The following is a 12,411-nucleotide window of genomic DNA, read 5'->3' on the forward strand; positions in this document are numbered from 1 at the left end:
TGATGAAGACGCATATTCTGATCTCTTTGTTGACGATTGCTTCAACCCTTTCTCCCATGTCCTATGCTGCGCAGCCTAACGAGCAGCCGGTGACGTTGCTTGGCACAACCTATCTGCCAGAGATTGTGGGCGATTTCGATCATTTCGCCGTCGATCTAAAGCGAAACCATCTCTTTGTTTCGGCAGAGGTGCATCACTCAATCGAGATGTTCGACCTCAAGACGGGCCAGCATCTCAAGAGTATTGGTGGTTTCAAGACTCCTCATTCAGTTGCCTATGCACCGGAAAAGGATGAGCTGATGGTTGCGGATGGTGGCGACTCGGCGCTGGTGCTGCTCTCCGGCGAAGACTTCCACCGGATCGATCGCATACAGCTTATCGATGGCTCGGCTACGGGCAAAGGCGATTCGCCTGATGCCGCGTACTACGATGCAGCGAATCGTCTGTATTACATAGGTAATGGTGGGGTGTCGGCGAACTTACCCGACTCCGTGATATCGATCTTCTCTGTCGATCAGGGCAAACTGATCGGGTCGATTTCGATCCCAGGCAATAATGTGGAGAGCATGAAGGTCGATAATCTGCATCAGCGTCTCTATGTGAATATTCGCGACAAGAAGCAGATAGGCGTTGTAGATCTCAAGACGCGGCAGGTGATTCATACCTGGACCGCTCCTGACATGAACAGGAACACAGCGCTCGCGGTGGATGCGGAGCAGGAGCGGATCTTCGTTGCCGGACGCAGCCCGGGTATCTTCTATGTCTTCGATCGCGAGGGAAGGATTGTCAGCCAGAAGTCCTGCGTCGATATCAATGATGATATGACCTGGGATCCGGTGATGAAGCGGATATATATCAGCGGTACACAGGGCCTTAGCATCTTTCATCAGGACACCCCCGATACCTATTCGGAGATTGCTAATATTCCGACGAACGGCGGAAAGACGTCGTTCTACGTTCCTCAAGTACATCGCTTCTTCGTCATTCACCCGAAGACAAATGTCGATATCGCAGGTTTGCTGGTATATCGCGTGAATCCATAGACACAAGGGCGATAAACGTAATGAGGATTGCTAGACGTTTAGGCCAACATAGAAAGCAATCAGCGCATATTGCAGCTCAGCGCGAATGGCACGGTCTGAGCTGCACACTCAATTACACCTTTGCAAAATTCATTGATAACATCTCCGGCTTGCTGGATTGACAGAGGGGCCAGCTACTAGTATCAGGGCTGTAGATGACCAGAATAGCGAGCGGCTACGATGTTGCGCTGGACTGCTTCCATTGCCTGCTTGGTGGGCATTCTTTTAGTCATTACACCTTCGAAAAAATAGCCCGTTGCCCAATTGCTGTTATCACCACCAATTCCCAGGATGATAGCTCCTTCCTGTTTCATTGGTTGATAGCCGTTCGGTAGAGAGATGATGTTGGTACTGGTTAGGCTTCCAGATTGAGCGTTGCCTTGGTAGATGGCGAAGGTATGTTGACCGTCGCTAGCGCCCATGTCGGTGACGAAGGTGGTGCCGGCAGGAACTTTAAGGTGACCGTAGATGCCATCCTCCATGTCGAGTCCCGCATCGGGGCTGCATGGGTTGCCGTGACACATGATGTTAATAGCATCCATGTGTCCGGCTTTGTTGTCGAGATTGTTGGTTTCGGCGTTACCGAAGTCGAAGCAGCACTTGCTATTAAGATTGAGGGCAGAGGTGACCATATAGACGCCCTCGGGCTCACCGTTGACGGCTGTTTGTTTGGGGCTATCGTTGCGGTAGCCCATCCCCGGGGAGATGACGAGGCCGTAGACCTTATGTCCGGTAATGGTTGCGGGGAGAGCATTGGCTATAGCAGGGATATCGTAGCCGTTGGGGCCTGGTCCGTGCGCTGCGCCGCCAGGAGGTGCAAGCGTGAGGTCGTTATGGTTGGGAGATTGATCGTAGAGCTTCGTGATAGTGCAAGATGTTTTGGCACAGAAGGTATCCTGTGCTGCGGCATCGGCGTAGCCGTTGGGAAGGAGGCCAATGTTGGTGTGAGTTTTGTCGGATTGCCGAGTAACCTGATAGAGTGGGCCGGTATATGCCCTGTAAAGAGCGCGGGTCGTGCTGATGGCGGCAACACAGGGCGTTGCAGATGCGAAGAGATCACAGGGGCGTGTGGTCTTTTGCGCTGAAGCGACGTTAGCTGGAGTCATCATAAAAGCTGTGAGAAGGATTGCGAACGACAGGATTTTTCCGAACAGTATGTTTGATTTGATTGACATGGGTTATTCGTAAGTTCCTTTACTTAAATTGGTTTCGCTTTGTTGTCGAATAGTTGTCCGCATTGAACATGTAAATACTTCCGCTACGCCTGTAATCCCGATGTGTTCTTGCCTTGCGATAGGTTCTGTAACTATAGGGCCAATGGATGTGCATGCTATGACATTTTCTTAGCCTTGGGGAATGCAGTGATCCGCAACTTCGCTGCTGCATAGGGCACAAGCGTCAGTTGTTCTTCGACTTGATTGCTGATGACAGGGCTTTGCGGAACCGGATTGGCGACACCATCTACGGCACGCCATTCGTCGAGTTTGTGCGCGTTCACCTGTAATTTCACGGGAGTATCTTTCAAGCTGTAGGGTGATGCGCCAACCGGTTGCTCCTCAACTGCCAGTTTGCCTATATTTTCCTCGTCCACTGCGAGAGCGTAGTTCCATGATGTGGAAGGGAAGACCTGCCAGTCGGCTGTCATTCCACGATCGCGCAGTTTTACCCAACTCTCACCGATGGGATAGGAAAAAACAAGTGGTCCTCGTTCGATTGAGACGGAGTCCTTATATCCAGATGACAGTCTAGGAACTAGGGGGAGCTTCAACTCTACGACGTCTCCAGATTGCCAAGTGCGTTCGATTCGGGCAAAGGTGGCGGCAGATGGAGCGGGCTGGCCTACTCCATTAATAGAGATCGTTGCGCCATTGGCCCATGCTGGAATGCGGAGCCGGAGCGGAAACTTCACCGACGCTGATGGATTCACAGTGATGTGCACCGTTCCTCGGAAGGGATAGTCGGTCTCTTCCAACACGTGGACCGTTGTGCCGTTGACTGTAGTCCGAACCTCGCAAGGTGAGTATGCGGCCGCAACCAGACCGTCGTCGTGTGATGCCATCCAAAGGCTTGCGGCAAACTTTGGCCAGCCTTGATGAAAGTTTGCTGTGCAGCAACCGAAGTTGGGCTCGAGCCCATACAGGTTCGATTCGGGGCCATCAGTCGTCCAGGGCTTGTGGTGGAGACTGCACTCAACCTGATTTGGCTCTTGATTGTACTGGTGCGCCCACATATCGTCCGTGAAGGTGCCTGGCAGAGCATTGAAGGCAATGAGCTCCAATCGATCGCCGAGTGAGGCATCGCCGAGGATGGCCAACGATTGCTCAAGCGAAAACATTGTTTCGACAACAGTGCAGAGTTCAGTACCTTGCGATGGATTCCGGCCTGCTAAGTGTTCATCGCACGAGAACATGCCGTTGGGTAGGCCATGATATCTGTCGAGCTCGGCCATCATCTGGTGCACCGCCTGGCGATCGCTTTCGTCATTCGATATGGCAGACCAGACCGGAGATGCTTTGATCGCCTGACCATTATTGACGCCGTGAGTTGTAAGGGCGACATCCTTCAGGCCGCCGCCCTCGTTGAGCTTGATGAACTCTGGAGTGATCCGCTCGGTATATTTGAAGTCGGCAAAATTAGCTTTCCAATCGAAGCCCTGCTGGTGGAGGAGGTGAGCGAGGTCGAGCAGCTTGGAATCTCCAGTGCGATTGTAGAGCCAGATAACAATAAGGGCATTGTCTTGCCAGCGAAATTTTCCCCAGTCGCGCAGAGGCCTTGCTGGCAGTGTATTAAGTTGATACGCAAAATATCGGGTGAGCAGCGGTATGACACGCGGATCGGAGGTAGCTTCCTGATACTGTGTTAATGCCTTGAGCATGACCATGCGCGGCCACCAGTCGTCATTGCTGCGAGGACCGATCATCCCATTTGGAAGCTGGTTTGTCAGTGTCCATTCAATATATCTCTGTGCCTTCGCTTTTAGGCGATCGTCATCGAGCAGATACGCGAGAGGGACAAGCCCATCGATAAAGTATGGGCCACGCTCCCATGCTTCTCCCGTGCCACCCAGCCACGCACTATTGCTGCCTACATCATCCCAAGTCTCGTCGAGATGTCCGCTTAGGCCGCTGGCCTGAATCCGCAACTGATCTCGCAACCAGCCAGTAGGATGAACACTACCGAGCGGTAACATATAAAATGCGTTCTGCACGAGCGGAGCTCGGTTTTTGATTGCAGTATTTGAACTTGCAATGGCTGGTAGAGAAGGAACCTTCGAAAGAGCTCGAGCCGTGCGTCCAGTTACCGGAAATGAAGCCAAAGTAGCAGCAGCTCCCACTTGCTTAAGGAAACGCCGTCGACTGGCTAAGGATAAAGAAACCGTTTTCATTTTAACTCCGTGTCAAAGTCTGCACTCTGAAGGGCGATTTCAACTCATTTGAAGTTGATTAGGTAGTAGTGCTGCAGACTTGTTAGTAACAGTATTAGTGTTACTTGTTCGAGGTATCGGGGTCTATAGGTCAAATGAGCTACTTGTTTTGTCTATTAATCATCTATGGTAATGATGCCTCGTTGAATGGCTGTGGTGGCAGCTTCGGTGCGGTCTGAGACTTCGAGCTTTTCGATAATGCTGTTGACATGATTTCGTACGGTATAGTCACTGATCCCGAGAGCTTGGCCAATCTGCTTATTCGTGGGACCTTTGGCGAGCATCTTGAGGATCTCGATCTCACGAGCGGTAAGTTCTGTGCGCATCATGCGCTCGGCGAGGCGTTGAGCAATCTGCCTTGGAATATAGCGCTTGCCTGCATTCACAGTCCGAATCGCTTCCAGCATTTCTTTAAACGGGGTGTCTTTGAGGAGATATCCCTGAGCTCCCGCCTGTACAGCACGGTAGATGTCCTCGTCTGTTTCGTAGCTGGTAAGAATAATGGCACGAACCTGTGAGCCTCTTTTTTTTGCGGCGATGAGCATATCGATGCCATTGAGCCCCGGCATCCGAAGATCAAGTAGTACAACATCGGGAGCATCGCGCTGAATCATTACAAGTGCTTCCTCGCCGCTGGATGCGGAGCCGACGACTTGCAGCTCAGCCTTCGTACCCAGCATGCTGGCTAGACCTGCACGTACGACTGGGTGATCATCGACGATAAGAACGCGAATAGGATTAGCGACTGAATGTGTCATCGGCTTGATAAGTCCTCAAATATTTCCATAGAAACTGTGGCCACGAGATAAAGGTCATGCGTGGAGGGAGCATGGCGTCTACACGAACCTGTGTGCCCTTTTGTGACTCACTTACTATCTCAAATTTGGCAGAGATGCTGTCAGCGCGTTTACGCATTCCGCGTACTCCGAAGCCGGACAGGCTACCGCTTTGAGTAAATCCAATACCATTGTCGATGATCAGCATCGTTAGAATATTTTTTGCATAGTGAAGAGAGATTTTGATCACGCTCGGGTGTGCGTGGCGTACTGCGTTAGCGACGGCTTCCTGGCCAATGCGATAGAGCGTATCCGTAATGCGCAGAGGTATATTACGAATATCTCCATTGCCGGAAGCCAGAACTTGTACAGACCCACCTTCGACCATGCGTTGCGCACAAGACTCAAGTGCGCTGAGAAGATCTACTGATTCGCGCGATTCGGGACGCAGTGTAGCAATACTGTGGCGTGCTTCTTCGTGGCTATGACGAACAAGATCAGTGGCGAGATTGAGTTGCTGATGCGTCGTAGGCAGATCTTCCGGAAGCCCGCTTCGAATCGCTTCGAGTTGAAAACCAATGCCAGCAAAGCTTTGTGCCAATGTGTCGTGCATCTCATGGGCCATGCGCTCGCGTTCTTCAAGGACTGCACGAAGACGCCAATGTTCAACCCGTGTGTAAAAGTAATTTACAAAAAGTGCGAGTATAAAAATGCCGAATGCGAGAGCGATGAGATGTCCTGCACTGAACCACGGAGGCTCCGCCAATACGTCGATATCTTCTGGAGATCGCAGCAGAAGGACGAACGGTGTGAGGTTGCGAGTGTAAGCAGGATCGACGACACAGACACCACGCAGGCGAAGCAGACTATTTGGTTTGAGCTTGGCAAATAGATAGTCTCCGCGTCCGCGATTCATGATGGCTCGAAACGATTGTGGACCAGCATCGAAATTGAGCAGGAGAGTGTTGTTTGGTCCGTATTCTTTATTGCGCAGACGACCTTCCACTTCGATAAAGGTTGCATTGAATGCTCCGGTTGCTGCCTGCGAAGCAGCAACCGTGACGGCTGGTATCGGCGTTCCCTCCCACAACGCATGGACAGTTGCATGTTCAAGACTTGATGTGAAATCAGTTGTATGAACTTGCCCTGTAACTTCGACCTGATCTCCAACTTTCAGCGATGGAGAGATCGGTTGCGGAATGGCGACTCCACCAGTAGAGTCCTGCACAAATAACATAGGTGCAGTAAGGATGACGCTTCCGCGAATGGTTGCAGTAGTGGGGGTGGCGAAGGAAACGAGGTGCAGGCTGCTGATTGATTGGGCGTTTGAGCTCGAGTGAAAGATATATTCATCGTCCCGCGGGGAGGGTGCGGCGAAATCAACGGTGCCAAACTCTTCATCGGAAGAGGCCTGCTTGGAAGTATTTCCGGTTTTCTTCGAGAGGCCTGTCATAGCGAGAACATCTTTCTGCGTTGCGGTACGGATAACAACGTTGCGCCAAACTCCGCCTGACACATAAGAACGCAGACCAGCACGACCCGAGGGGATGCAATGGGTATCAGCCACTTTAGCGAATGCCAGTTGAGTATCCGGCAAGATAGAGGCAGAGGCCACGATTTGGCATCCATAAGCCAAGAGCTTAAGGTGATACCACTGCAATGCCTTTATCTGATCATGACCTGGTGCAAATTTGACGGTTGCTTCCATCCATCCGTGTCCAGCGCGGCCGAGGACCAGTGCATTGTCGAGGCTGCGAAGGCCGGCGTAGTAGCCGGTATAGGCATCGACACCCTGTTCCTCGTTGCTTGAACGGATAATAAGCCCGGCATCTCCACCTGAACTCAGAAGCATTACATCGGCTTCAATCAGATAATCACGCCAGTAGTGAGAACCAGTGAGCAATTTGGCTCCGCGTTCGTCTGAATCATTTCGCATGGAACCCTTTACGACATCCCATGTGCCTCCGAATGCCTTCCATTCATCAGCTCTGTCTTGAGCAAAGGAATCGTGATAGGGAAGTCCGCGTGTAGAACTACGCAGATATGCTCGCAATCCAACGCCTACGAAAGTCAACAGCGTGCAGATCAGCAAGCAGACCCAGATCCATTGGCGGCTTTGAAGAGGACGACTCATGGTGTGTGACTCAGGTTCCAACCAGGATTCCAATCCATCGTGGTCATATGGCGTATCTCTTCACTATTCGCATTGGCTCGCGTGATCAGGACCGGTTCCAGAGTAGTAATGGCCGGGATTGCCTTTCCGCTGAGTTTGGCATGGATAAGCTTTACCGCAAGGTTGCCCATCATCCGGGTATTCTGTACGACAACAGAATCAAGACTAGGTGAGGAGAATGAAAGATCTTCGGGATCGAAGCTTAGAACCTTTGCCTTGAATCTTCCTGGATTATTATCAATGGTTGACATGGCACCCCGTGCCGAGGGCCACATTAGTGTGACGATTGCATCGAGATCTGGATGTGCCGCAAGAGCCTCCTCTGCTACCTCTTGCTCGTGCGGGACATTAAAAGATCCTGTATGTCTTTCGATGATATGTATATCAGGTTCGTTTTGAGCCAGGTAACGCTCGAAGCTCTCCACGCGCAGCATAATTCCTTTTACATCAGGATCGATGCCGAGAATAGCGATCGTGCCTCGGCCATGCAGGAGTTGGGCAACTCTTCGCGCGGCAATGCGGCCTCCCTCTTCCTCGTCATTCAAAATATAAGAGAGGTTATTTCCGGCTGGCACAGGAAGAGGAGAGCTAATGATCACAAGAGGAAGTCCGTGTGCCAATGCACGTCGAACCGGTGTAATCAAGGCAAGTGATTGGTTGGGTGCGAGCACCAGTCCCTGATAGTCTCCAGCAACTACATGTTCGATGAGCGCGATCTGTCCCGCTACGTCATCTTCACGCGTTGGTGCATTCCAATATATTTGTGCGCCGATTTCTTCAGCCGCATCTTGAGCGCCGCGATGTGCAGGCTCCCAAAGGAGGCTGCCTGAGGTGCGTGGAATTACCGCAATCGTTACCTGATGTGGCTCGCGGCAACTCATAGAAAGCAAAAGAGAGAGAGAAGCCAACGAGATCCAGATTGAGCGGTTCCAGCAACGGAAATGACCAAGGTTGAAGAGAAAAAATTTCATGAAGGCGCGGGCTGAGTTTACGCTGTCTCGGCTATGGCCATCAAGCATTGGTCTCCTTATAGGTCATATGACCTATAAGGAGCTAGCTAATCCTACCCATGCAGACATCAATCCTCGACGCGTAAGGTTTATTGGCTATCTGGTTGGCCTCTCCTTAGGTTGTGAAATGAAGCCGGGACACCGGATTACATAAGTCTACGGATAGCACTTTTACATTTGCTTGAAGAGAGATTTATGAACACATTTCTAGTTGCACAGAGACTGCTCTCTAATGTAAGCGATTTCATCCACCAGGCCCACAAACCTTTGTTTCGTTGATTTATGTAGCAAGGCGATAGAAGAAGTGGGCCTGTTTTTTTCAAACTTTCTGGAGGCATTATGAATGATTTTTCACCGATAGTCATGAAGCTATTATCCCTGCAGGCATTATCGGCCGCAGGGATAAAGTATTTGTCAAAGCGTATAGCCGGCATAGTATTCTGCGTTGCTCTATTGACGTCCGTCACGTGTTGGGCTCAATTCAGCGGTAGTTTGCAAGGGTCGGTTGAGGATTCGACTGGAGCTGCAGTTCCATCCGCAGTTGTGACGCTGACCAACGTGGATACCAATGTTAGCCAAAAAGCTACAGCGGACTCTTCAGGCGTGTATAGGTTTGCGAGCCTTGCTCCAGGGAACTATCAACTATCTGCTGACGCAGCCGGGTTTTCAGGCTCAAAGACTGCACTGACTCTAAGCACCAACGAAACACGCAACGTACCCATCGTGTTGTCGGTAGGGCAGGTCAGTTCCTCTGTGCAGGTTACTACCCAGCAACCCTTGCTTGATACAGCGGATAGCCGTAACCAACTTACTATTGATAAAGCTGCACTCGATAATCTCCCACTGGCTGCTCGTAACCCGTTGGCATTGGTTACCCTCGCTCCTGGAGTGACAGGACTTGGGGCAGGAACCTCTACGAACTTCAACCCGGAAAATTCAGTTGATGCGAGTGCCAATGGGCGGGGAGCGAATGGCAATCTTTATGTGGTCGATGGTCTGGACGTAACTAGTAGCATCCGCCCAGGCGTTGTAAATCTTACTCCGAACGCTGACTCGGTTGCGGAAGCCAATGTGCAGACCAATACTTATACGGTAGATTTTGGGCGGGCTAGTTCTATTCAAACAGTTATCACAACGCGTTCCGGAACAGATACTTATCACGGGTTTGCCAGCGAGTACTACACTTACCAGGGTCTGTACGCACGTGGAGAATACGGGGTACCGAAGGGAACACGTGTAGCGCCATTCCATACAAACAATCTTTCGTTCGGCGTTGGCGGTCCGGTTATCCCGCATCATAAGTTTTTCTTCTTTGCTGGTTATGAACCGTATCTCTCGCTCAGCTCGAATGGAACTTCGCTGCAAACCTATGAAGATCCTGCATTCGTCAGCTTTGCCAATGCAGTCCAGCCAAATAGCCCTGAAGTGCAGCTTATTAATAAGTACAAACCGACGAATGTGACTTTTAGCAAGGTGCTGCAGACTGCCGAGCAGGCATTTGGCGCGCAGGATGTCGCAGAGAATACAGGATGCGGGACGCCTTCAACCGATAACATCCCTTGCAGCACTCCGGTTTTTGACCAGGGCAACTTCAACTCGAGCAGCTACAACAATTCAAAGCAGTACAACATCCGTCTTGATAAATATTTCACGAAGGACCGAGTTTATGGACTTTTCTACCGCGATACCATTAGCACTGGTGGCCCAGCTGTGCGTCCAGCTTTCTCGACAACGAACAACTACTATACTTTTTCCATTCAGGGCAATGAAACCCATACCTTCTCGCCAAATACGTTGAATGAAGCGTTTGTTGGGTACAACCGTATCGAAGGCTTTGCCCCCTCAGGTGGCAATTTTACCGTACCTGTCGTAAATGTAACTGGTCTAGGTGTTGGCTTCGGCTCTGGATTTGCATTGGGCGACTATATCCAACATAGTTATCACTGGCGCGACGTGCTAACTCACATTCATGGTTCGCACTCCTTCAAATTTGGTTATGAAGGCTGGCATGGAGATGATGTGGCGTTATTTGCTGCAGCGTATGCACAACCAACCTTTCAGTTCAATAGCCTCATCGATCTCATCAATAACAACCCCTATTCTGAAAATAACCTCTCCTATGATCCGGTCTCTGGTAAGCCCAAAGCAAATAACTATGGTTATGCTCAAACAACAGGCGGCACATTCGCCGAGGATACCTGGAAGGTCTCCCATAATCTAACTATCAACTATGGCATCCGTTACGACAACTTCGGCAATGCCTATCCTTCACTCGCCGGAACAGGTCTTTCTAACTTCCATCTCGGCTCAGGTTCGAGCTTTCAGCAGCAGGTTGCTAACGGCGTCATGACGGCGCAGGGCCATGTGTTCGCAAAAGATATGAACTATGTCTTTAGCCCGCGTGCAGGTTTTGCTTATGCCCCAGGGGACAGTGGTAAATGGTTAGCTCACGGCGGCATTGGCTTGTTCCATGATTACTTTACGCTGGGCAACTCAGAGAATGGACTCAGCGCAAATCCGCCCGGATTTGTGAGACCAACCTTCTTCAATAATGGATCAACCGCAGCTCCCATTTTTGGCTATGGTACACAGAATTCTTATCCCTTTGGTTATCCTTACCCGGCATTTCAAGGACAGCCGCTCGATGCAAAAGGGGGAATCGCCGGTTCACAGATTGGTGTCGGCGGTGTCGATGGTCATCTAAAGAGTCCTTACACCATCAATTACTCTCTTGCTATTGATCGACAGATCTCGCCGGATTTCGTTGTCAGTCTCGGGTATGTCGGATCTCACTCTGGAAACTTGGTAGCTGCCGGGGGTAATACCGGTAACACGTCATATGGAAATGATGTGAATATCTATGCTGGCGATCTAATTCAACATATAGCTTGCGTTATTGATCCTGAGACCCAAAAGGAGACATGCACCGGAACTCAGACGCGGCTCAATACTAGTTTTGGCAATATCAATTATGCCTATAACTCCGCCGTAGGGAACTACAACGGGCTTATTGTCTCGGCTAGAGGACGGTTTGCTCGACGTGGTTTTCTTACGACTTCTTATACACACGGTCATTCGTTGGACGATTGGCAGAACTACCCAGTTGGCTATCCTACAAACCAGTTCTATGCCAATTCGCCGTATGACGTACGCGACCGATTTTCGCTGGGCGCTTCTTATGAGCTTCCTGGTGCAGAGTTAAGCAATGGTTTGGAGCGACATATACTGGGTGGTTGGACACTCTCTGGTATTTCAGTCCTGCAGTCAGGTACTCCATTCACTGTCTATACAGGTGCTCCGTTTAGTGCCCATCGCATAAATCGTGCTCTTCCAGCCACGCAAGATAACCTAGCATTCTCTCCTGGTAGTGGCGATTTCAACGCTGACGGCGATAACAATGACTATCCCAATGTAACCTCCTATAAGCAGAGTCATAACAGAAATGATTATCATAGTGGACGCGGGATATTAGCAGCTTGTCCGGGCGGAGTTGTGCCGTGTGGCAATTTTACTCTTCCGGTGATCGGTACTGAAGGCAACGAGATGCCTAATCAATTTCGCAACCCTGGTTATGCTGACGTAGACTTCACTCTGAAGAAGGTAACCCCGATAACAGAGCGGGTCAACTTTGAAGTTCGCTTTGATACATTCAATATCTTCAACCGCGTGAATTATCAGGGAGTAGATACTAATCTCCAAGATGGTAATTTTGCACAGAGTACAAGCTTCTATCCGCAGCGAAACATGCTGATCGGTGGTAGGCTCAACTTCTAAGCTAGAATGGGCGCAACTGCTATTCGGTTGTGCCCATCTTTCATCTGACAGATAGCTCATGACAATGTAGAGTGTTTTTGCCCTCTGCACTACAACATATTGCCCTCCCGCCCGCGATTATCTTGCTGCATTTTATATCTAGGTAAAACCCCGAAGCTGGTGAAACGGCAAG

7 protein-coding genes are annotated in these 12,411 nt (G+C 50.5%); 2 read left to right on the forward strand and 5 right to left on the reverse strand.

Annotated elements, in window-relative coordinates; genetic code table 11:
- Positions 1-2 precede the first annotated feature (2 nt).
- Complete coding sequence (locus tag IEW09_RS14590; protein ID WP_188554924.1) at positions 3-1,043, forward strand: YncE family protein; 1,041 nt, start codon at positions 3-5, stop codon at positions 1,041-1,043.
- A gap of 182 nt (positions 1,044-1,225) precedes the next feature.
- Here the strand turns inward: IEW09_RS14590 and IEW09_RS14595 are convergent, their stop codons facing one another.
- The 5 genes from IEW09_RS14595 to IEW09_RS14615 all read right to left on the reverse strand — a co-directional run bounded on the left by IEW09_RS14595 (position 1,226) and on the right by IEW09_RS14615 (position 8,426).
- Positions 1,226-2,257: an arabinofuranosidase catalytic domain-containing protein gene (locus IEW09_RS14595; RefSeq protein WP_188554925.1), complete on the reverse strand. Its 1,032-nt coding sequence runs from the start codon at positions 2,255-2,257 to the stop codon at positions 1,226-1,228.
- A gap of 155 nt (positions 2,258-2,412) precedes the next feature.
- A complete protein-coding gene (locus IEW09_RS14600) occupies positions 2,413-4,236 on the reverse strand; it encodes a beta-L-arabinofuranosidase domain-containing protein (RefSeq protein WP_229739336.1) in 1,824 nt (607 codons plus the stop codon).
- A 386-nt stretch (positions 4,237-4,622) separates the two neighbouring features.
- Positions 4,623-5,264 carry a response regulator gene (locus IEW09_RS14605; RefSeq protein WP_188554927.1) on the reverse strand — a complete coding sequence of 214 codons (642 nt, stop codon included), beginning with the start codon at positions 5,262-5,264 and terminating at the stop codon, positions 4,623-4,625.
- Complete coding sequence (locus tag IEW09_RS14610; RefSeq protein ID WP_188554928.1) at positions 5,245-7,416, reverse strand: sensor histidine kinase; 2,172 nt, start codon at positions 7,414-7,416, stop codon at positions 5,245-5,247. Before IEW09_RS14610 ends, IEW09_RS14605 begins: the two co-directional genes overlap by 20 nt.
- Positions 7,413-8,426 (reverse strand): substrate-binding domain-containing protein, encoded by a 1,014-nt coding sequence (locus tag IEW09_RS14615; protein ID WP_188554929.1) that lies wholly within the window; start codon positions 8,424-8,426, stop codon positions 7,413-7,415. Before IEW09_RS14615 ends, IEW09_RS14610 begins: the two co-directional genes overlap by 4 nt.
- A 378-nt stretch (positions 8,427-8,804) precedes the next feature.
- On the opposite strand from IEW09_RS14615, the gene IEW09_RS14620 reads away from it, so the two are divergent.
- The gene (locus tag IEW09_RS14620; protein WP_229739337.1) at positions 8,805-12,239 is read left to right on the forward strand and encodes a TonB-dependent receptor; all 3,435 of its coding nucleotides are present in this window, start codon (positions 8,805-8,807) and stop codon (positions 12,237-12,239) included.
- Positions 12,240-12,411 lie beyond the last annotated feature (172 nt).

Origin of the sequence: Edaphobacter dinghuensis (assembly GCF_014640335.1) — a bacterium.
GTDB lineage: Bacteria > Acidobacteriota > Terriglobia > Terriglobales > Acidobacteriaceae > Edaphobacter > Edaphobacter dinghuensis.

Coding starts and splice junctions, on each gene's coding strand:
- IEW09_RS14605 (WP_188554927.1), bottom strand. CDS start 5,264: ATGACACATTCAGTCGCTAATCCTATTCGCGTTCTTATCGTCGATGAT.
- IEW09_RS14620 (WP_229739337.1), top strand. CDS start 8,805: ATGAATGATTTTTCACCGATAGTCATGAAGCTATTATCCCTGCAGGCA.
- IEW09_RS14595 (WP_188554925.1), bottom strand. CDS start 2,257: ATGTCAATCAAATCAAACATACTGTTCGGAAAAATCCTGTCGTTCGCA.
- IEW09_RS14610 (WP_188554928.1), bottom strand. CDS start 7,416: ATGAGTCGTCCTCTTCAAAGCCGCCAATGGATCTGGGTCTGCTTGCTG.
- IEW09_RS14615 (WP_188554929.1), bottom strand. CDS start 8,426: ATGAAATTTTTTCTCTTCAACCTTGGTCATTTCCGTTGCTGGAACCGC.
- IEW09_RS14590 (WP_188554924.1), top strand. CDS start 3: ATGAAGACGCATATTCTGATCTCTTTGTTGACGATTGCTTCAACCCTT.